Source organism: Streptomyces sp. NPDC101225 (genome assembly GCF_044767585.1).
GTDB lineage: Bacteria > Actinomycetota > Actinomycetes > Streptomycetales > Streptomycetaceae > Streptomyces.
Genome location: NZ_JBIWOE010000028.1, coordinates 32,991 through 52,070, shown reverse-complemented (window position 1 = coordinate 52,070; position 19,080 = coordinate 32,991). Strand labels below are relative to the sequence as shown.

General features: G+C 74.0%; 20 protein-coding genes and 1 pseudogene. 12 read left to right on the top strand and 9 right to left on the bottom strand.

Annotated elements, in window-relative coordinates:
* Positions 1-58 precede the first annotated feature (58 nt).
* Positions 59-769 (bottom strand): nucleopolyhedrovirus P10 family protein, encoded by a 711-nt coding sequence (locus tag ACIRPX_RS31435; protein ID WP_404201563.1) that lies wholly within the window; start codon positions 767-769, stop codon positions 59-61.
* Positions 770-856: 87 nt separating this feature from the next.
* Here ACIRPX_RS31435 and ACIRPX_RS31430 point away from each other — a divergent pair, with 87 nt between their 5' ends.
* From ACIRPX_RS31430 to amaP, 5 genes are read left to right on the top strand one after another with little or no spacing between them, the layout of a single operon-like run.
* Positions 857-1,351: an Asp23/Gls24 family envelope stress response protein gene (locus tag ACIRPX_RS31430; RefSeq protein ID WP_404201561.1), complete on the top strand. Its 495-nt coding sequence runs from the start codon at positions 857-859 to the stop codon at positions 1,349-1,351.
* Positions 1,352-1,394: 43 nt separating this feature from the next.
* Complete coding sequence (locus ACIRPX_RS31425) at positions 1,395-1,580, top strand: hypothetical protein (protein ID WP_016436250.1); 186 nt, start codon at positions 1,395-1,397, stop codon at positions 1,578-1,580.
* A complete protein-coding gene (locus ACIRPX_RS31420; RefSeq protein WP_404201558.1) occupies positions 1,577-1,960 on the top strand; it encodes an Asp23/Gls24 family envelope stress response protein in 384 nt (127 codons plus the stop codon). The genes ACIRPX_RS31425 and ACIRPX_RS31420 overlap by 4 nt, the downstream gene beginning before the upstream one ends.
* Positions 1,957-2,613, top strand: coding sequence for a DUF6286 domain-containing protein (locus ACIRPX_RS31415; RefSeq protein WP_404201556.1), 657 nt, complete (start codon positions 1,957-1,959; stop codon positions 2,611-2,613). Before ACIRPX_RS31420 ends, ACIRPX_RS31415 begins: the two co-directional genes overlap by 4 nt.
* 5 nt (positions 2,614-2,618) lie before the next feature.
* Positions 2,619-3,197, top strand: coding sequence for an alkaline shock response membrane anchor protein AmaP (amaP, locus tag ACIRPX_RS31410; protein ID WP_404201554.1), 579 nt, complete (start codon positions 2,619-2,621; stop codon positions 3,195-3,197).
* Between the two features lie 10 nt (positions 3,198-3,207).
* On the opposite strand, the gene ACIRPX_RS31405 is transcribed toward amaP, so the two are convergent.
* The 5 genes from ACIRPX_RS31405 to ACIRPX_RS31385 all read right to left on the bottom strand — a co-directional run bounded on the left by ACIRPX_RS31405 (position 3,208) and on the right by ACIRPX_RS31385 (position 7,994).
* Positions 3,208-3,963 carry an SDR family oxidoreductase gene (locus tag ACIRPX_RS31405; protein WP_404201552.1) on the bottom strand — a complete coding sequence of 252 codons (756 nt, stop codon included), beginning with the start codon at positions 3,961-3,963 and terminating at the stop codon, positions 3,208-3,210.
* 5 nt (positions 3,964-3,968) lie between these two features.
* On the bottom strand, positions 3,969-5,759 hold the full coding sequence (locus ACIRPX_RS31400; protein WP_404201550.1) for a glycoside hydrolase family 15 protein: 1,791 nt from the start codon (positions 5,757-5,759) through the stop codon (positions 3,969-3,971).
* Positions 5,760-5,844: 85 nt separating this feature from the next.
* Positions 5,845-6,636, bottom strand: coding sequence for an SURF1 family protein (locus ACIRPX_RS31395; RefSeq protein ID WP_404201548.1), 792 nt, complete (start codon positions 6,634-6,636; stop codon positions 5,845-5,847).
* A 63-nt stretch (positions 6,637-6,699) separates the two neighbouring features.
* A complete protein-coding gene (locus ACIRPX_RS31390; RefSeq protein ID WP_404201546.1) occupies positions 6,700-6,933 on the bottom strand; it encodes a hypothetical protein in 234 nt (77 codons plus the stop codon).
* An 80-nt stretch (positions 6,934-7,013) separates the two neighbouring features.
* Entirely contained in the window at positions 7,014-7,994 is a 981-nt protein-coding gene (locus tag ACIRPX_RS31385) for a DEDDh family exonuclease (RefSeq protein WP_404201544.1), read from the bottom strand.
* A gap of 183 nt (positions 7,995-8,177) precedes the next feature.
* Here ACIRPX_RS31385 and ACIRPX_RS31380 point away from each other — a divergent pair, with 183 nt between their 5' ends.
* The 7 genes and pseudogenes from ACIRPX_RS31380 (at position 8,178) to ACIRPX_RS31350 (ending at position 14,835) form a co-directional block, all read left to right on the top strand.
* Positions 8,178-8,975, top strand: a complete 798-nt coding sequence (locus ACIRPX_RS31380; RefSeq protein ID WP_404201542.1) for an acetoacetate decarboxylase family protein — start codon at positions 8,178-8,180, stop codon at positions 8,973-8,975.
* Positions 8,975-9,859: an SDR family NAD(P)-dependent oxidoreductase gene (locus ACIRPX_RS31375; protein WP_404201540.1), complete on the top strand. Its 885-nt coding sequence runs from the start codon at positions 8,975-8,977 to the stop codon at positions 9,857-9,859. Before ACIRPX_RS31380 ends, ACIRPX_RS31375 begins: the two co-directional genes overlap by 1 nt.
* Before the next feature lie 12 nt (positions 9,860-9,871).
* Positions 9,872-11,164 (top strand): amidohydrolase family protein, encoded by a 1,293-nt coding sequence (locus ACIRPX_RS31370; RefSeq protein WP_404201538.1) that lies wholly within the window; start codon positions 9,872-9,874, stop codon positions 11,162-11,164.
* On the top strand, positions 11,161-12,387 hold the full coding sequence (locus ACIRPX_RS31365) for an amidohydrolase family protein (RefSeq protein ID WP_404201536.1): 1,227 nt from the start codon (positions 11,161-11,163) through the stop codon (positions 12,385-12,387). Before ACIRPX_RS31370 ends, ACIRPX_RS31365 begins: the two co-directional genes overlap by 4 nt.
* A 25-nt stretch (positions 12,388-12,412) precedes the next feature.
* Positions 12,413-13,123 (top strand): VIT family protein, encoded by a 711-nt coding sequence (locus ACIRPX_RS31360; RefSeq protein ID WP_404201534.1) that lies wholly within the window; start codon positions 12,413-12,415, stop codon positions 13,121-13,123.
* Positions 13,124-13,144: 21 nt separating this feature from the next.
* Positions 13,145-13,624, top strand: a pseudogene (locus ACIRPX_RS31355) (sterol desaturase family protein); the annotation flags it as partial.
* 167 nt (positions 13,625-13,791) lie between these two features.
* Positions 13,792-14,835, top strand: a complete 1,044-nt coding sequence (locus ACIRPX_RS31350) for a zinc-dependent alcohol dehydrogenase family protein (RefSeq protein WP_404201532.1) — start codon at positions 13,792-13,794, stop codon at positions 14,833-14,835.
* Positions 14,836-14,838: 3 nt separating this feature from the next.
* Here ACIRPX_RS31350 and ACIRPX_RS31345 read toward each other — a convergent pair whose 3' ends face one another.
* The 3 genes from ACIRPX_RS31345 to ACIRPX_RS31335 all read right to left on the bottom strand — a co-directional run bounded on the left by ACIRPX_RS31345 (position 14,839) and on the right by ACIRPX_RS31335 (position 19,066).
* Positions 14,839-15,840, bottom strand: coding sequence for a CopD family protein (locus tag ACIRPX_RS31345; RefSeq protein ID WP_404201530.1), 1,002 nt, complete (start codon positions 15,838-15,840; stop codon positions 14,839-14,841).
* A gap of 160 nt (positions 15,841-16,000) precedes the next feature.
* Positions 16,001-17,395 (bottom strand): CoA transferase, encoded by a 1,395-nt coding sequence (locus ACIRPX_RS31340; RefSeq protein WP_404201528.1) that lies wholly within the window; start codon positions 17,393-17,395, stop codon positions 16,001-16,003.
* 144 nt (positions 17,396-17,539) lie between these two features.
* Positions 17,540-19,066, bottom strand: a complete 1,527-nt coding sequence (locus tag ACIRPX_RS31335; RefSeq protein ID WP_404201526.1) for a S8 family peptidase — start codon at positions 19,064-19,066, stop codon at positions 17,540-17,542.
* Positions 19,067-19,080: the final 14 nt, after the last annotated feature.

Sequence of the window (19,080 nt, the reverse complement as noted above, 5' to 3'; positions counted from 1 at the left end):
CAGGGCTCGCCGCCACGGTGGTGGTGCGGCCCGGCAGGCAGTCACCCGCCGGGCCGCGTCAGCCGGCGGCGGTCACCAGTACCGCCACCGTCGGGCGGTCCGGCAGGGCGTTGCGGACCGCCGTGCGGACCTGAAGGGCCACGTCCGAGGCGCGGTGGTCCGCGGCCACCGCGAGCTCCACGCGCGCATGGCGGCGGGGCAGGGCGTTCGCGGCGGGGCGCTCCGCCAGCTGGACCGCCCGGCCCAGGCCGGCCGTGAGATGGGCGACTCCCGGGACGGCCAGGGCGGCGGCCGCCGCGCGCCCCTCGTCGTCCGGCCCGGGCTCCGTGGCGCGCGGCGGGTCGGGCTGCCGTACGGGCAGGGGTTCCGGCTCCTCGTCCAGGAGGGCCGTGACCCGCAGGTCCACCTCCGCCACCTCAAGGCCGAGCCGCTCCCGTGCCGCGGCCGTCAGCGTCGTGCGCACCAGGACGGCCGTCGCCGGCAGCGGCACGGCGGCCGTCGCCGCGAACTCCACCGTCACCCGCAGCGGTCCGGGCGGCAGGGCGCTCGGCGGAGGCGGTACCGCCGGATCGCGCGCGTCCTCCGGGTCGGCGAGGGCGATCCGCAGGACGTCCAGCCGTACCCCCGGCATCTTCCCGGCCGCACGGCGCAGTGCCGCCTCGGCCGCCTCCTCCGAGATCCACGCACCGTCGCGCGGGCCGCCCAGGGGCAGCAGTCTGCCCAGACCCACCTGGCGCCGCACCGTCTGCGCCCATCGTTCCGCCGTCATTGCTCCAGCCTGCCGCATCCCTGGCGCGCGGGAGCGCAACCCCACATACGGTGGACTGAGGAGGCCGAACCGAAGGGACCTACGGCGATGACCGACATGACGGAGCAGAACCGGACCAGGACCCCCGGAGGAGACAAGGAGATGCCGGACAACCCCGCGACGGCGCGCAAGACGACGCGGCGCGGCGGCGGTGACCCGGCCACCCGGGGACGGACGACGATCGCCGACGGCGTCGTCGAGAAGATCGCGGGGCTCGCCGCACGGGACGTGGTCGGCGTGCACGCCCTGGGCAGCGGCCTCAGCCGCACCTTCGGGGCCGTGCGCGACCGCGTCCCCGGCGGCTCGAAGTCCGTGACGCGAGGTGTCAAGGCCGAGGTCGGCGAGGTGCAGACGGCGCTCGACCTGGAGATCGTCGTCGACTACGGGGTCTCCATCTCCGACGTCGCCCGCGCCGTGCGCGAGAACGTCATCGCGGCGGTGGAACGCATGGCCGGCCTCGAGGTCGTCGAGGTCAACATCGCGGTGAGCGACGTCAAGCTGCCGGACGAGGAGGACGAGGAGCCGGAGCCCCGGATCCAGTGACGCGCCGGCGACCTGACAACAGCACCGCTGAGGGGAGCGCACGATGAGCATGGCCGTGGTCGGCATGATCGCCGGCATGGCACTGGGCTTCGCCGGATACTTCGGCGGGTTCGGGGCCTTCCTGCTGGTGGCCGCGCTGGGCGCCATCGGTTTCGTGGTCGGCCGGTTCGTGGAGGGGGATCTGGAGGTCGGCGACTTCTTCCGTACGCGTGACGACCGTCGGCGGTGACATCGGTGAGTGAGAGCGTCGGCGAGCTGCGCAGACCCCCGGCCGCCGTCACGCCGGGCGAACGCGGGGCCACCCGGATCGCCGACCGGGTGGTCTCGAAGGTCGCCGCCCAGGCGGCCCGCGAGAAGCTCACCGACCAGTCGGCGGCCGCGGCGCACCCGCGCGCCACGGTGGTCGTGCACCACGCGTCCGCGCACGTCCGCGTCCACATCGAGCTCGACTATCCCTGCGACATCGGTACGCGCTGCGCCGAGGTGCGTCGACATGTCGCTTTGCGGGTACGCGCGTTGGTGGGCATGGAAGTGCCGGAGGTCGCCGTCCACGTGGAGCGGCTGCATCTGACCCCGGCACACGGCGCGGCACAGGGGAGGACGCGATGAGCGAGCCCCAGGGCTCCGAGGGCAGCACGCAGCGGCTGCCGGTCATCGAGAAGCAGTTCGACGACGACCTCGGCGGGGGCGCACCACCCCCGCCGGCCGACGGGGGCGCCCGCGAGGGCCGCTTCTGGTCCGCGCGCCGCGTCCCGGCGGCCGTCGTCGCCGTCCTCGTCCTCGCCGTGGCGGGCCTCTTCCTCTACGACATCGCCGCCGTCCGCGCCGACCGGCCGGCGATGGGCTGGCGCCGCGAGCTCGCCCGGCAGCTCGCCGAGCGCCCCCTCGACGACATCTGGGTGCTCGTCGGCGCCGCGGTCGCCGCGGCCCTCGGCCTCTGGCTGATCGGGCTCGCCCTCACGCCGGGCCTGCGCGAGGTGCTGCCGATGCGGCGCCCGCAGCCCGACGTACGCGCCGGACTGCACCGCGACGCGGCCGCCCTGGTGCTGCGCGACCGCGCCATGGAGGTGGCCGGCGTCCAGTCCGTGCGGGTGCGGATGCGCCGCCGGCGCGCCGACGTCTTCGCCCTCGCGCACTTCCGCGAACTGGACGACGTGCAGGCGGATCTGGACGCCACGCTCGGCGAGGCCGTCAGCGGCATGGGGCTCGCCCGGCCGCCCGCGCTGACGGTGCGCGTACGGCGTCCCGGACGGAAGGGGTGAGGACGGTGCTCAGGACCGTCAACCGCGTGCTGACCGCCCTCGTGGGCCTGGTGCTGCTGGTGCTGGGCGGCGCCGTCCTGGCCGTCGGGCTGGGCGTGCGGCCGCCCTCCTGGTGGATCCACGCCGGCCGGCACGACGTGCTGCTCAGCGATGCCGAACGCACCCACTGGCGGGACGCCGGCTGGTGGTGGCCGACCGTGATCGCCGCACTGGCCGTGCTGGTCCTGGCCGCCCTGTGGTGGCTGACCGCGGTGCTGCGCCGGCGCCGGCTCGCCGAGGTCCTGGTCGACACCGGCGACGGCGAGGGCGCGCTGCTGCGGGGCCGGGCCCTGGAGAACGTCCTGGCGGGCGAGGCGGGCCGGCTGGAGGGCGTGGCGCACGCCCGCGCCCGGCTGACCGGCGGCCGGACCGCCCCGGAGTCGCGCCTCCAGCTCGAACTGGAACCGCACGTGGACCCGGGAACGGCCCTGTACCGCCTGACCACCGAGGCACTGGCGCACGCCCGCCGCTCGGCCGGTCTCGCGGCCTTTCCCGCGGAGGTGCGGATGAAGGCGGTCAAGCACCGGGCGGAGAGGGTGAGTTGAGCGCCGGCCGTCAGAAGCCGTGCCGCATGCCGCCGTCCACCGGGACCATGATCCCCGTCAGGTACGAGGCGGCCGGGGACAGCAGGAACGCCGCCGTACGCCCGAACTCGTCCGGCGTGCCGTAGCGGCGCAGCGGGATACGGGACTCGTTGGCCGCCCGCGTCGCCTCGGGATCGGCGGACAGCCCGTCCAGCTCGCGCACGCGGTCCGTGTCGATCCGGGCCGGGAGCAGTCCGACCACCCGGATGCCCCGCGGCCCCAGCTCGTCCGCGATCGACTTGGCGAAGCCGGCCAGGCCCGGCCGCAGGCCGTTGGAGACGGTCAGCGCGGGGATCGGCTCGTGCACCGAACCGGACAGCACGAACCCGATCACGCCCCCGGCCTCCAGCTCCGCGGCCGCCGCCCGGGCGAGCCGGACCGCGCCCAGGAACACCGACTCGAACGCCGTACGCCACTGCTCGTCCGTGTTGTCCGCGAGGAACCCGGCCGGCGGCCCGCCGACGCTGACGAGGATGCCGTCGAAGCCGCCGAACCGCTGCCGCGCGGCCTCGATGAGCCGTTCCGGCGCGTTCGGGGCGGAGTTGTCCATGGCGATCCCGGCGGCGTTCGGTCCCAGCTCGGCCGCCGCGTCGGCGGCCCGCTTCTCGTCCCGTCCGGTGACGATCACCTTCGCGCCGTCCGCGACGAGCTCGCGCGCGGCGGCGTTGCCGAGGCCGCGCGTGGCCCCGGTGACGACGTACACCCGGTCCTTCAGTCCAAGATCCATGGCCCCTATCCTGCCTTCTCGCCCCCGAACAGGGCGAGGGCGGTGTTCACCAGGCCGACATGGCTGAAGGCCTGCGGGAAGTTCCCGAGCTGCCGGTTCTCCACGGGGTCGTACTCCTCGGACAGCAGCCCCACGTCGTTGGCGAGGCCCACCAGCCGTTCGAACAGCTCACGCGCCTCCTTCCCGCGGCCCGTCAGGTGCAGGGCGTCCGCCAGCCAGAACGAGCACACCAGGAAGGTGCCCTCGTCGCCGGGCAGCCCGTCGACCGCCGTCCCGTTCGTGCTGTAGCGGCGCAGCAGGCCGCCCTGGCCCAGCTCCGCGCGGACCGCGTCGACGGTGCCGAGCACACGCGGGTCGTCGGGCGGCAGGAAGCCGACGCGGGGGATGAGCAGGACCGCGGCGTCGAGTTCGCGCGAGCCGTAGTACTGCGTGAAGGTGTTGCGCCGCGGGTCGAAGCCCTTCTCGCACACCTCGCGGTGCACCTCGTCGCGCATGGTGCGCCAGCCGTCGAGGTCGCCGCTCAGGTCCGGGTTCTCCTCCAGCGTCCGCACCGCGCGGTCGGCGGCCACCCACACCATGACCTTGGAGTGGACGAAGTGGCGTCGGCCGCCGCGGACCTCCCACAGCCCCTCGTCTGGCTGCCGCCACTGATCCCGCAGCCACTCCATCAGGGCGGCCTGGATGTCCCACATGTGCGGCCTGGTGGGCAGGCCCTCGCGCCGGGCCAGATAGAGGGAGTCCATGACCTCGCCGTACACGTCCAGCTGGAGCTGGTCGACGGCCTCGTTGCCGATGCGCACCGGCCGCGAGCCGGCGAAGCCGGACAGCCATGGCAGTTCGACCTCCGGCAGCCGCCGCTCGCCGCCGAGGCCGTACATGATCTGCAGGTCGGCCGGGTCGCCCGCGACCGCGCGCAGCAGCCAGTTCCGCCAGGCCTCGGCCTCCTCGCGGTAGCCCGCCGACAGTCCCACGTTCAGGGTCAGGGTGGAGTCGCGCAGCCAGCAGTAGCGGTAGTCCCAGTTGCGCACGCCGCCGGGCCGCTCGGGCAGCGAGGTGGTGGGGGCGGCGACGATGCCGCCGGTCGGCCGGTAGGTGAGGGCCTTGAGCGTGATCAGGGAGCGGACGACGGTGTCCCGATAGGGGCCGTCGTAGCGGCAGTGCCGTGCCCACTTCCGCCAGTCGTGGACGCTGTGGCGCAGCGCCTCGTACGGGTCGACGAGCCGCGGGCGCGGCTCGTGCGAGGGGTGCCAGGTCAGCACGAACGCGACCTTCTCGCCCTTCTTCACCGTGAACTCCGAGTGCGTGGCGCGGTCCTTGCCCCACGTCTCGACCTGCGGTTCGCTGCGCAGCCACACCGAGTCGGGGCCTGCGACGGCCACCCGGTGGCCGCCGGACCTGCGCATCCAGGGGACGATCGAGCCGTAGTCGAAGCGGATCCGCACGGTGCTGCGCACGGTGACGTGACCGCGCAGACCCTCCACGACGCGTACGAGCTCGGGCGCGTGGTCGCGCTGGGGCATCAGGTCGGTGACCCGGATCGCGCCCTGGTCGGTCTCCCACTCCGTGTCCAGCACGAGGGTGTCGGGGCGGTAGGCGCGGCGGGTGCAGCGTCCCGGGGCGTCCCGGGGCGCGATCCGCCAGTGGCCGTTGTCCTCGTCGCCGAGCAGCCGGGCGAAGCAGGCCCCGGAGTCGAACCGGGGCAGGCACAGCCAGTCCACGGAGCCGTCCCGGCCGACCAGGGCGGCGGTCTGTTCGTCGCCGATGAGGGCGTAGTCCTCGATGTGGTGGGGATGCACGCAGTTGCGGGTTCCCGGCCCGGGCGCCGGGCAATCAGGGCCAGGTCCGGGGGAGTGACACCCGAACGGGGCGGGACGCGCGGGGTCAGACGGTGGCCGGTTCCGCCTCCGCGGACCGTGCCCCGGCCGCCGCCTCCTCGCGGTCGCGGCGCTCGCGCCGCACCAGGACCCACCAGCCCACCGGCACGGCGGCGGCGAACAGCCACCACTGGATCATGTACGCGTAGTTCAGGGGGGCGTCCTCGCGGCCGGGGTCGGAGATCTGCTCGGGGCTGCCGCCCTTCGCCTCCGGCGCCGTCTGCTCGACGTAGCCGCCGAGGACCGTGGCCCCGAGACGGCGCGCCTGCTGCTCGCTGTTGATCAGCATGACCTGCCGGGGAGGCAGTCCCCTGACCTCCTTGATGCCGCTCGCCGCGGTCGTCTCGTCGGCCTTCAGGCGGCCTTTGACGGTGACCTGGCCGGCCGGGGGCGCGGGGATCTTCGGGAAGGCGGTCTGCGCGCCGTTCGCCGGGATCCAGCCGCGGTTGACCAGCAGCACCTTGCCGTCGGTGAGGACCAGGGGGGTCAGGACGTGGAAGCCGACCTCGCCGTCGGAGTTCGTGCGGCGCCGTACGACGACCTCGTGGGCGGTGTCGAAGGTGCCCGTCGCGGTGACGGTGCGGTACTTCTCGGCGGTGGTCACCGCGTGTCCGGGCGAGCTGAGCCGCTCCACGGGTACCGGCTTGGCGTGCAGCGCCGAGGAGACCAGGTCGTTGCGGGCGGTCCGCGTCTCGTAGCGGTGCTTCTGCCAGATGCCCAGCCTGATCATGGTGGGGATCAGCACGAGGGCGACGAGGGTGAGGATCACCCACTGCCGGGACAACAGGAAGCGGTACACCCCACGACCGTACCTCTCGGCCGTGGGGCGCCGGCGCGTGGGGTGCCGCGGGGCGGGCGGGGGTCACACCTTGTCGACGATCCCCGCCCTGCCCTCCTCGCGGGCGCAGTGCCCGCCGCAGTACCAGTGGCCCTCGGCCTCCACGCCCTGGCCGATGATCGGCACCCGGCAGTGCTCGCACTGGGGTGCCATGCGGTGGATCGCGCAGGAGAAGCAGTCGAAGACGTGCACCGCTCCCTGAGCATGCACCTCGAAGGACATTCCGTAGTCATTGCCACATACTTCACAGGTCGCCATGCGCCACAGGGTGGGCCCTCGCCGTCGCACGGGCGAGGGGGCGGCGGGCGAGTCGCGCGGCAATCACCCGTCCGTACGGGTCACCCGTCGAAGGGCTCCACGTCCCTCAGCAGCTGGCCGAACGCCGCCTCGTCCACCACCGGCGTGCCGAACTGCCGGGCCTTGACCACCTTCGAGGTACCCGAGTCCGGATCGTTCGTGACGAGCAGGCTGGTCAGCCGGGACAGGCTCGTCGCGACATGCAGCCCCGCCTCGGTCGCGCGGTCCTCCAGCAGCTCCCGCTCCACGGAGGTGTCGCCGGAGAAGGCGACCCGCATGCCCTGCTTGAGCGGCCGGCCGTCCTCGTAGCGGCCCGGGTTGGGGTAGGGGCACGCGGGCCGCTTGCGGGAGGGGCGCCAACTGGTCGGCCGGTAACCGCCGTAGCCGGCGGACTGGCGCGGCACGGGCCGGTCGGTCCACTCCGTCAGCGGCCGGCACTCCAGCAGCGGCAGCCGCACGTCCCGCCGCGCCGCCGCCCTGAGACTCGGCCGGAACGCCTCGGCCAGCACGCGCGCGTCGTCCAGCGCGTGGTGCGCGCGCTGCTGCACCACGCCGAAGTGCGCGGCCAGCGACTCCAGCTTGTGGTTGGGCAGCGGCAGGCCGAGCTCCTTGGACAGCGCGATGGTGCACAGCCGCTGCCGCACCGGCGCCTCGCGCCGCACGCGCGCGTACTCCCGGGCGATCATCTGCCAGTCGAAGACCGCGTTGTGCGCGACGAGGACCCGGTCCCGCAGCCGGGCCGCGAACTCCTCGGCGATGTCCTGGAAGAGGGGCGCGCCCTCAAGCATCTCGCTCGTCAGTCCGTGGATCCACACCGGCCCCGGGTCCCGCTCGGGGTTGACCGTCGTGTACCAGTGGTCCTCGACCTCGCCGCGCGCGTCCAGCCGGTAGACGGCCGCCGAGATGATCCGGTCGTCCCGGGCCAGGCCGGTGGTCTCCACGTCAACGACCGCGTATCCCTGGGGATACGCGGCCGGCCACGCTGCGGGGGAGGACGCTGCGGTCGTGCGGTCTTCGAGCATGGTCCCTGAGGATACGGGCCGCCACCGACAGTCCTGACCGTCAGGTGGCCTTCCGCGCCACGCCGTTCACGTGCCGCGCTCGGCGCGAAATGTCTGGGCCCGTGGCTATGGACCTTTTCGGTCCCCGGTGCGACCGTGCTGCCCGCCCGGCGTGTGACCCCCGGCGGAAGGACGGTACGGCGTATGGCACGCGTACGGTACGGCGCACGGACCGAGGCGGAGATCGCCGCCGCGCGCACGGCGAGCGCACGGCTTCGCGACATCTGGTCCACCGGGGTCGTGGCCCGGTGGGAGACCGACCCGGACGCACTCGCCGCGGTCCTGCCACCGCCGCTCGAACCCACCGGCAGGCCACTGGTCCGGGTGAACATCAGCACGGTCGAGCTGACCGGACACCCCCTCGGAGCGGGCTCGTTCGCGGTCGCCGCGCGCCACGCGGGCGTGGACGGCTGGTATCCGCTCGTCATGCCGATGACCCACGAGCGGGCCCTGACCGGCGGCCGCGAGGTCTTCGGGGAGCCGAAGAAGCTGGGCGAGGTGGCGGTCGAGCGGGACGGGCCCGTCGTGCACGCGTGGATGGCCCGGCACGGCATCTCCTTCGTCGAGGTGCGCGGCGCGGTGGACGGCGAACTGCCGCTGCCGGGACCGAGCCGCAAGACCGACTTCTACTTCAAGTTCCTGCCCGCGGTGGACGGTTCGGGCTTCGACGCCGACCCGGTGCTCGTGCACTGTCTGCGCCACGAGAGGGTGCGCAGGCTGGAGCGCGTCACCGGGGACGTCGTCCTGCGCGAGTCCGGGTACGACCCGGTCGCCGACCTCCCGGTCCGCCGGCTGGTCGACATCACCGTCGGCGAGAAGACCGGCGACCAGCGGGGCAGGGTCGTCGAACGGGTCGGCGCCGAGGCCCTGCTGCCCTACGTCCACCAGCGCTACGACGATCCGCGGCAGGTCCACGACGCACCGCCCGAGGGGAGCGCCTGATGGAGCTGCGGGCCGGGCAGGTCGCCGTCGTCACCGGCGCCGCGAGCGGGATCGGGCTCGCGATGGCCCGGCGGTTCGCGGCCGAGGGGCTGAAGGTCGTCCTCGCGGACGTCGAGCGGGACGCACTGGACAAGGCCGCCTCCGGCCTGCGCGCCGAGGGCGCCGACGTGCACACGCGCGTGGTGGACGTCGGGGAGCGCCAACAGGTCCTGGATCTCGCCGAGTCGGCGTACGACACCTACGGCGCCGTCCATGTCCTGTGCAACAACGCCGGGGTCGGCTCGGGCGCCGAGGGCCGGATGTGGGAGCACGAGCCGAACGACTGGAAGTGGGCGTTCTCCGTCAACGTGTGGGGTGTCTTCCACGGTGTCCAGGCGTTCGTGCCACGGATGATCGGGTCGGGTCAACCCGGTCATGTCGTCAACACGTCCTCCGGCGACGGCGGCATCGCCCCGCTGCCCACCGCCTCCGTCTACGCCGTCACCAAGGCGGCCGTCGTGACGATGACCGAGTCCCTCTACGCCCATCTGCGGGCCGAGCACGCGCGCGTGGGCGCGTCCGTGCTCTTTCCCGGACCGCACATGCTGCGCACCGGCCTGTGGGAGTCGCACCGCAACCGGCCCGCGCGCTACGCCAAGGAACGGCCGCGCCGGACGCCGTACCGCAGCCTCGGCCAGTGGGAGAGCGCGATGCGCGAGGCGGGGCGGGAGGTGCGCTTCACGCCCGTGGAGGAGGTCGCGGACCTCGTCGTCGAGGGCGTCCGCGCCGGCCGCTTCTGGCTGCTGCCGCCGAGCGAGCACAGCGACGCCCAGATCCGCGCGCGGGCCCGCTCGATGCTCGACCGCACCAACCCGTCGTATCTCGAGAGCTTCATCCTGGACTGACAGGGGGATCGCGTGACCGGCCAGGACCCGCAGGACCCGTACCTGATCATCTCCTCCGACTGCCACGCCGGGCTGCCCACCGAGGAGTACCGGCCCTATCTGGACGCGCGCTTCCACCGGGACTTCGACGACTTCCTCGCCGGCCGCGACCGCCGCCGCGAGGAGATGACACGGCTCGGCATCCGCAACGAGGCGTTCGCGGCGAAGTGGTTCCAGGACAACGAGGAAGGGCTGCGCGGGGGCTGGGACGCGGCGCAGCGGCTCAAGGAGCTCGACGGCGACGGGGTCGCGGCCGAGGTGGTCTTCCCCGACGCGGACGCCGTCGACAGCCGGACCGCCGCTCCCTTCGGGGTCGGCCTCGGCCTGTCCGGCGACCAGGACCCGGAGCTGGGCATGGCGGGCGCGCAGGCGCACAACCGCTGGCTGGCGGACTTCGTCTCGCAGCACCCCGAACGGCACTGCGGGGTCGCCCTGCTGCCGGTCACGGCCGACACGGACCGCGTCGTCGCCGAGGTGCACCGCGCCAGGGAGTCCGGACTGGGCGCCTTGATGATCCCGTCCATGTGGGTCGACAAGGAGCCCTACCACGACCGCCGCTACGAGCCGGTGTGGGCGGCGGCCGCCGAGTGCGCGCTGCCGGTGGTGACGCACTCGGGCGCCGCCCCGCGCCACGAGTACGGCGACCACCTGGGCATCTACGTCTCCGAGGTCACCTGGTGGCCCGCGCGTCCGCTCTGGTTCCTCCTGTGGTCCGGCGTCCTCGAGCGCCATCCGGGCCTCAAGTTCGGTGTGGCGGAGTCGGGTTGCTGGTGGCTGCCGAACCTGCTGTGGTTCATGGACCGCCTCTACCTGGGCGCGCACGGCGGCAAGAAGCTCTCCCCGTTCCAGGAGCTCAGGCGCCCGCCGCACGAGTACCTGGACCGCCAGATCTTCATCTGCGCGACCAACACCAAGCGCCGCGAACTGGCCCAGCGCTACGAGATCGGCGTCGGCAACATCCTCTGGGGCAGCGACTTCCCGCACCCCGAGGGCACCTGGCCCGACACACGCGCGTGGCTGCGGCGCACCTTCCACGACATCCCCGTGGCCGAGACCCGCCGCATCCTGGGCACGGCGGCCGCGGAGGTCTTCGGCTTCGACGTGGACAGGCTGGGCCCGCTGGCCCGCCGTATCGGACCCACCCCGGCCGACCTCGGCCAGCCCGACGACCAGGCGGCCGTGGCGGCGTCCTGGGCGCGCTCGCGCGAGGTGGGCCGGCACTGGCTGACCGGCCACGACTTCCCGACGCTGGGGGTGACGCGGTGAGCGACCGCTACACGGTCGTCTCGGCCGACTGCCACGCCGGAGCCGACCTGCTGGACTACCGGCCGTACCTGGAGAAGCGGTACCACGACGACTTCGACGTCTGGGCGGCGACGTACGTCAATCCGTACGAGGACCTGCTCGCCGACACGGCCGACAAGAACTGGAACTCCGGGCGCCGGGTGGCGGAGCTGGAGGAGGACGGCATCGTCGCGGAGGTCGTGTTCCCGAACACGATCCCGCCGTTCTTCCCCTCCGGCTCCCTGATGGCGCCCGCCCCCACCGCCGGGGAGTTCGCGCGCCGCTGGGCGGGCCTGCGCGCCCACAACCGCTGGCTCGCGGACTTCTGCGCGGCGGCACCGGGCCGCCGGGCGGGCGTCTTCCAGATCCTGCTCAACGACGTGGACGCGGCGGTCGAGGAGATCAGGTGGGCGGCCGGCGCGGGCCTCAAGGGCGGCCTGATGCTGCCCGGCACACCCCCCGGCTGCGGCCTGCCCGAGCTCCACTCGCAGGTGTACGACCCCATCTGGGCGGTCTGCGAGGAGCTGGACGTCCCGGTGAACCACCACGCGGGCTCGGCCTCCCCGCCGCTGGGCGACGAACCGGCGGCCCGCGCCGTCTTCATGGTCGAGACGACCTGGTTCTCCCACCGCGCCCTGTGGCACCTGGTCTTCGGCGGCGCGTTCCGCCGCCACCCCGGCCTGAAGCTGGTGCTGACCGAGCAGGGCTCGGGCTGGATCCCCGGGGTGCTCGACATGCTGGACTACTACCACGGGCGCCTGGTGGCGGCCGCGACCCGGGCGACCACCGCCGAGTCCAGGTTCGGGGCGGGCCTGGCCGCCGGCATGGGCAGGCCGCCGTCCGAGGTGTGGCACGAGAACTGCTTCGTCGGCGCCAGCTTCATGCGCCCTCACGAGGTGCCCCTGCGCGACCGCATCGGCGTCGGCCGGATCATGTGGGGCAGCGACTACCCGCACGACGAGGGGACCTACCCGTACTCCAGGGAGGGCCTGCGCGCCGCCTACGCGGGCGTGCCGCGCGACGAGGTCGCCGCCATGATCGGCGGGAACGCGGCCCGCGTCTACGGCTTCGACCTGGACCTGCTGGACCCGATCGCGGCCAAGGTGGGCCCGACGGTGGCGGAGGTCGCGCGTCCGCTGGAGAGGCCGCCGGCGGACGCGACCAGCCCGGCGTTCGCACGGGGAGCGTCGGTGCGGGTCTGGTGACGCCCGCGGTGGCATCCTCCCGGGTGTGACGGAACCTACGCACGACGAGGCACACGGTGGCGCGCTGGGGCAGCGCCTCAACTGGCTGCGGGCGGCCGTGCTCGGCGCGAACGACGGCATCGTCTCCACGGCGGGCCTCGTCGTGGGCGTGGCGGGCGCGACCGACGACCGGTCCGCGCTGCTCACCGCCGGGCTCGCCGGTCTGCTGGCCGGCTCGATGTCGATGGCCGCGGGCGAGTACGTGTCCGTCTCCACCCAGCGGGACTCGGAGCGGGCCGCACTCGCCCTGGAGCGGCGGGAGCTGCGCGAGGAGCCGGAGGCCGAGCTGGAGGAACTGACCGGACTGCTCGAACAGCGGGGGATGTCGCGCGAGGTGGCGCGCGAGGCGGCCGAGCAGCTGACGGAACGGGACGCGCTCAGGGCGCACGCGCGCGTGGAGCTCGGCATCGATCCCGACGAGCTGACCAACCCCTGGCACGCGGCGTGGGCGAGCTTCCTGTCCTTCACCGTGGGGGCGCTGCTGCCGCTGCTGGCGATCGTGCTGCCGCCACCGGGCCTGCGGCTCGCGGTCACGGTGGTGTCGGTGCTGGCGGCCCTCGCCCTCACGGGCTGGAGCAGCGCACGCCTGGGCGCCGCGAAGCCGCGGCCGGCCATCGTGCGCAACGCGGTCGGCGGAGCCCTCGCCATGGGCGTCACGTACGCGGCCGGAGCCCTGCTGGGGGCCGTAGGCGTCTAGGCGTACGGCTCTGCGTGGTCCTGGCCGTTCTACGTCCCGCTGATCGCCGCCGGCGTGCACCCGGCCGCCCTCGCGTTCTGCTCCTCGGTGAACCTCGTCTACCAGTTCTGGATCCACACCGAGCGGATCGACAAGATGCCGCGCTGGTTCGAGTTCGCCCTCAACACGCCGTCCCACCACCGCGTCCACCACGCCTCCCAGGGCGGCTACCTGGACCGCAACTTCGGCGGCATCCTCATCGTCTGGGACCGGGTGTTCGGCTCGTTCGCGGCCGAGGATGAGCGGCCCGTCTACGGGTTGACCAAGAACATCAACACGTTCAATCCGATCACGGTGGCCACCCACGAGTACGTATCCATCGTCAACGATGTACGGGCGGCAGGGAGTTGGGGCGAGCGGGCCGGACGGGTCCTGCGCGGACCGGGCTGGCGGCCGGCACCGGTGACGCGGCCGGCCGCGGTCGCGGAGCCGTCCGCCGCCGGGGGAACCGCCGCCGCGTGACGAGCCGGCCCGCTGCCTCCGCGGGACCGGGCCCGCACCCGCCGCGCCACGGTTCCCGCAGGTCCGGGCGCCCTCGCCGCGCGGCCCGCACGGGCGGCGGCGTACGGTGAAGTGCGCTCGCCACCCCTGAGCGCGCCCATGAACACAGCACGAGAAGGACCCTCGCCATGCGCGCCACCACCATCCACGCCCCCTACGACATGCGCGTGGAGGACGTGCCCGAGCCCGTGGCGCAGCTGCCCACCGACGCCGTGGTGCGGGTGCTGCGCGCCTGCATCTGCGGCAGCGACCTGTGGGCGTACCGGGGCGAGGCGGCCCGGCAGCCGGGCCAGCGGATCGGGCACGAGTTCCTCGGGGTCGTCGAGGAGACCGGCTCCGAGGTGGGCACGGTGCGCCGCGGCGACCTCGTCGTCGCGCCCTTCATGTGGTCCGACGGCGTCTGCGACTACTGCCGCGAGGGCCTGACCACCTCCTGCGAGCACGGCGGCTTCTGGGGGTCCGTGGGACACGACGGCGGCCAGGGCGAGGCCGTGCGCGTGCCCTTCGCCGACGGCACCCTCGTACGGCTCCCCAAGGAGGCCGCGTCCGACGATCACCTGCTGTCCTCCCTGCTGACCCTCTCCGACGTCCTCGGCACCGGCCACCACGCCGCCCTCGGCGCGGGAACGCGCCCGGGTGCCACGGTCGCCGTCGTCGGTGACGGAGCGGTCGGCCTGTGCGCGGTGCTCGCCGCCCGGCGGCTCGGCGCGGAGCGGATCATCGCCCTCGGCCGTCACCAGGTCCGTACGGACATCGCGCGCCGCTTCGGCGCCACGGACGTCGTCGCCGAGCGCGGGGACGCGGCCGTCGCGGCCGTGCGGGAACTCACCCGCGGACAGGGTGCGCACGCGGTCGTCGAGGCCGTCGGCACCGAGCAGTCCATGCGTACGGCGGTCGGCATCACCCGCGACGGCGGAGCGATCGGCTTCGTCGGCGTGCCGCACGGCAGCGGCACCGGTCTCGATCTCAGCGTCATGTTCGACCGGAACATCGCGCTGCGCGGCGGCGTCGCCCCGGTCCGCGCCTACATCCCGGAACTGCTGCCGGACGTCCTGGACGGCACGGTCGACGCCTCGCCGGTCTTCGACATGACGGTCGCTCTGGAAGGCGTCCCGGACGGCTACAAGGCGATGGACGAGCGCACCGCGCTCAAGGTGCTGGTGACCAGCTGACGCTCACCATCTGATCGGCAGCGGCAGCGCCGTCAGCAGCCCCGACACCGTGACCACCACGCCCAGCACGGCGACCTCCGCGCGCGCGGGGGAGCAGGCGGTCAGCGGGTCGGCGGCCCGGCGCAGGCGCACGCGCGCCCACAGGGCGAGCAGGGCGACGCCGGCCACGAGGATCACCTTGGCGAGCAGGACGCGCCCGTACGCCGTCCCCGTCAGCTGGTCGAGGACGGTGTGCGCCGGCATCCGGCGCAGCGAACTCCACACCCCCGTCGCGGTGATGGCGCCGAGCAGCACGGCCGCCGCGCGCGCGTAGAGCCCCAGCAGGGCGGCTCCCGCCTCCGATGGGCCCCAGCGGCGGAGGGTCCGCAGCACGTGCAGCAGGCCGCCCGTCCACAGGGCGGCACACGTCAGGTGGACCAGCGTCAGCCCCGACCCGAGGAGCGGGGCGTGCTCGGGGGCGGCGTGCGCGCGCAGCGCCTCCGCCACGATCACCGCGGCCAGGGGCCACACCTGGGTCGCCGGGCGGCGCGAGCGGGCGCACAGGCCGGCCGCGAGGAAGGCGTTCACCTCGACCAGCGCCAGCTTGCCGTCCCGGGAGTCGTACAGGCCGCCGACGTCGACCTGGGCGAGGCTGTGCGGCACCAGGTTGCCGGTGGACACGACCGAGGCCAGCCCCAGTGCCGCCAGCACACCGGCGCCGGCCGCGTACGGCGCCCAGCTGCGGGGCGCCGGGGCGCCGGGCAGCGTCCGGGCCAGGCGGTCGACGAACAGCTCGCCCACCGGGACGCACAGCGCGGCGAACAGCACCGCCCGCAGCAGCGCGATGCCGCCCACGCCGGGTGCGGCGGCCTCGCCGGTGCCGTGCAGGGCGGCGGACGGGGCGAGCAGGGGGATCAGCGCCGCCAGCGCCACCAGGACGAGGACGGCCACGGCCCGGACGGTTCCGGGACGCCGTATCGGCCCGCTCGCGCCGGCCGCCCCGGCCGTGGGTCTGGTCAACGTCACCTCGAGATCTTCACCGGCCGTCGCGGAACCGGGCAAGTGAACCAGAACAACTGGCGGTCCGGCATTCCGCCCACGGGTCTGTTTTCGGTCGCGCCGCGACTCGGCGGCCCCGGGCGGCCCATCGGTCCCGGGCGGCTCGTCGGCGACGGCGGCCGGGCCGCTACGGCGGATCGGCGGGCCCGGTTCGGCGCCATCGCGCGGAATCCGTGCCCCAGACGACCGGCGGCCGCGCCCAGTCGGCGGGCCCGCCCGCGAAGGACACCGGCGGCAGGGCGTACCGCAACCGTCCCAGCGCGCTGTCCCGTTCGGCCAGCCAGGGACCGGGACCGTCGTACGCGGCATCCCCGGGGCTCGCCGTCCCGGCGTCGAGGCCGCCGACGAGCCACTGGGCCGTCCGCGCCAGCGCCAGCCGCACGAGCCTGCTGCCGCCGTCGTACGACTGCTCGGTGACCGCTCGCAGCACGGCGGCGGCCAGCAGGTAGCCCGTGCCGTGGTCGAGCGCCTGCGCGGGCAGCGCACCCGGCCGCTCCGCCGAGCCCTCGGTGACGGCGATCCCCGAGGCCACCTGCACCAGGCTGTCGAAGCCCCGCCGGTCACCCCACGGCCCGTACCCGCCCCAGGCCGACACCTGGGCCACCACCAGGCCGGGCCGCCGCTCGGCGAGCGCCCGCGGCGACAGCCCGAACCGGTCCAGCGCGCCGGGCCGATAGCCGGTGACGAGCACGTCCGCGCTCTCCAGGAGGTCCTCGAAGGTGCGCCCGGCGACCGTGAGGTCGACGGTCGCGGAGCGCTTCCCGAACCCCGTGTCGGCGTGCTGGTCGGGCAGTTCGGGCAGGTGCGGCGGGTCCACGCGCAGCACGTCCGCGCCCAGCAGGGCGAGCGTGCGGGTGGCGACCGGGCCCGCGAGCACCCGCGTGAGGTCCAGGACCCGAAGGCCCGCGGCGGGCAGCCGCGGAGTGCCGTCGAGAGGCGCGAGGACGCGCGCGGGCGCGGCGTCCAGCCGCTCGCGCTCCACCAGGGGCCGCGCGGCCACGGCGAGCGCCTGCTCGTGCGAGGCCCACTCCTCGGGTGTCCGCAACGCCACGGCCAGCCCGCCGGCCGCGTACACGGCCTCCTCGATCTCCCGAGAGGACCGCTCGGCCAGGGCCGCCTCGACGGCGGTCACGTCCTCGGGCACGCCCAGCACGTCCAGCAACCGGGCGCGGTGGTGCGGGTAGTTGGCGTGGGTCCGTACCCACCCGTCGGCCGTCCGCCACAGCCGCGACAACGGCGCGAAGGTGACCGGCTGCCGCCCGTCCACCAGCAGGTTCCGCTCACTGTGGAAGGCCGTGGCGACGGCACCGTCGTCCACCAGCACCCCGGGCACCTCGGCGAGCCCGTCCCGCCGCACCGCCAGCTCGGCGGCGGCCAGCGCACAGGCTCCGACACACGCCCGCGCCAGCTCCCGCACGGGAAGGCGTGATTCGAGTGCTCCCCGGCGGGCGACGGTGGAGGCCCGCGCGGCCAGGGCGGGATCGCCGCCCAGCTCCGTCCATGCCGTCTTGATTTCCATCATGACAGCACGATGCATTATTGATTCAATCAATATGTGGAGAGGTGTGAACCATGCTGAGCCGGACGGGGCGACCGACACGACGGGGCCGGACGGATGTGCTCCGTCCGGCCCCTCGCCTCACCGGTGCGGTCCGTGCCGCGCCCTCTACCGCACCGCGCGCAACGCGTTCACGATGCCGAATCCGTAGAAGCCGTTGACGCGCTTGCCGCCCACGCAGGTCGCGTCGACGACGCCGTCGCCGTTGCCGTCGTACGGGGCCGTCGGGCAGCCCGGGTTGTCGGCCTGCGCCTTGAGGAGCACCTGCAGCTGCGCCGGGGTGGCGTGCGGGTGCCTCGACTTCAGCAGCGCCGCGACGGCCGCGACGTGCGGCGAGGCCATCGAGGTGCCCTGCAGGAAGCCGTACTGGTTGTTCGGCAGCGTGGACAGGATGCGGCCGTTCTGCGACGGGGTGTCCGGCACCTGGTACTTGTCGCCGCCGGGCGCCGCGACGTCGATGACGTGGTCGCCGTAGCTGGAGTAGTACGACTTGGCCTTCGTGACGCCCGTCGCGCTGACCGTGACGACACCTGGCAGCTGGGTCGGCACGTCGAAGCACTCGTGCGGGTCGACCGTCCGGGTCACCGCCGTCGAGTCGTCGGGGCTGGAGGCGTCGACGAGGGCGTGCGAGTCGAGGTCGTCGTTGGAGTTGCCCGCCGAGGCGACATTGAGCGTGCCCTTGCGCTGGGCGTACAACTGGGCCCTGTTGACCGCGTCCACGATGGCGCGTTGATCGGGGTCGTCCATGCAGTTGTACAGCCACGGGTCGACGTAGTAGCTGTTGTTGGTGACCTCGATGCCGTGATCGGCGGCGAACACGAAGGCGCACACGACGCTCTCCGGGTAGAACAGCTGGTTCGCGTCCGGCTGCGCCACCGTGATGCTCGCGACCTTCACGCCCGGGGCGACGCCCGCGACACCGATGCCGTTGCGGGCCGCGGCGATCTCGCCCGCCACATGCGTGCCGTGGTAGTGGTCGGCGTCCACCGGCCGCCAGGCGCCGTACGTCGTGTCGGCCTTGCCGCTCACGCAGTTCGCGGACTGCGAGGCGGAGAAGTTGGGCGCGATGTCCGGGTGGGTGTCGTCCACGCCGGTGTCGATGACGCCGACGGTCACCCTCCTGCTGCCCGGGTCGATCCGCGACGCCTTGTCGGCGCCGATCGCCCTGAGGTCCCACTGGTCGGCCTCGAGCGGCTCCTGGCCGGTCGCCGACGTCCCGGTGAGCTTCGCGGCCTCGGCCTTGGAGAGGTACTGGACCGCTCCCTCGTCCGTCGTCCCGGCCGCGGTCACCGGCGAGGTGCGCGAGGCGCCCGCCGACTGCACGCCGCGTACCTTGCGTATCTTCGCGGCGAAATCGGGGTTCGCCGAATGCGCGACGATGACGCCGATCTTCTCGTACGCGACGACGACGCTGCCGCCGTCGGCCGCGATCGCCTTCTTCACCGACGCGATGGTGTGACGGTCCGTCCTCGTGTTGACGAGGTACGCGTAGGTTCCCGCGTCTGCCGCCTGTGCCGTGGACTCCACGTACGGGGCGGCCTGCGCCGCCGCCGGCAGGAAGCCGAGCGAGGCCGTCAGGGACAGCACGACCGGTACGGCGAGGGCGAGCCGGCGTCTGGAACGCAGATGAGCCATGGGGTCTCCACATC

Coding starts and splice junctions, on each gene's coding strand:
- ACIRPX_RS31435 (WP_404201563.1), bottom strand. CDS start 769: ATGACGGCGGAACGATGGGCGCAGACGGTGCGGCGCCAGGTGGGTCTG.
- ACIRPX_RS31430 (WP_404201561.1), top strand. CDS start 857: ATGACCGACATGACGGAGCAGAACCGGACCAGGACCCCCGGAGGAGAC.
- ACIRPX_RS31425 (WP_016436250.1), top strand. CDS start 1,395: ATGAGCATGGCCGTGGTCGGCATGATCGCCGGCATGGCACTGGGCTTC.
- ACIRPX_RS31415 (WP_404201556.1), top strand. CDS start 1,957: ATGAGCGAGCCCCAGGGCTCCGAGGGCAGCACGCAGCGGCTGCCGGTC.
- ACIRPX_RS31405 (WP_404201552.1), bottom strand. CDS start 3,963: ATGGATCTTGGACTGAAGGACCGGGTGTACGTCGTCACCGGGGCCACG.
- ACIRPX_RS31390 (WP_404201546.1), bottom strand. CDS start 6,933: ATGGCGACCTGTGAAGTATGTGGCAATGACTACGGAATGTCCTTCGAG.
- ACIRPX_RS31385 (WP_404201544.1), bottom strand. CDS start 7,994: ATGCTCGAAGACCGCACGACCGCAGCGTCCTCCCCCGCAGCGTGGCCG.
- ACIRPX_RS31380 (WP_404201542.1), top strand. CDS start 8,178: ATGGCACGCGTACGGTACGGCGCACGGACCGAGGCGGAGATCGCCGCC.
- ACIRPX_RS31375 (WP_404201540.1), top strand. CDS start 8,975: ATGGAGCTGCGGGCCGGGCAGGTCGCCGTCGTCACCGGCGCCGCGAGC.
- ACIRPX_RS31350 (WP_404201532.1), top strand. CDS start 13,792: ATGCGCGCCACCACCATCCACGCCCCCTACGACATGCGCGTGGAGGAC.
- ACIRPX_RS31340 (WP_404201528.1), bottom strand. CDS start 17,395: ATGATGGAAATCAAGACGGCATGGACGGAGCTGGGCGGCGATCCCGCC.
- ACIRPX_RS31335 (WP_404201526.1), bottom strand. CDS start 19,066: ATGGCTCATCTGCGTTCCAGACGCCGGCTCGCCCTCGCCGTACCGGTC.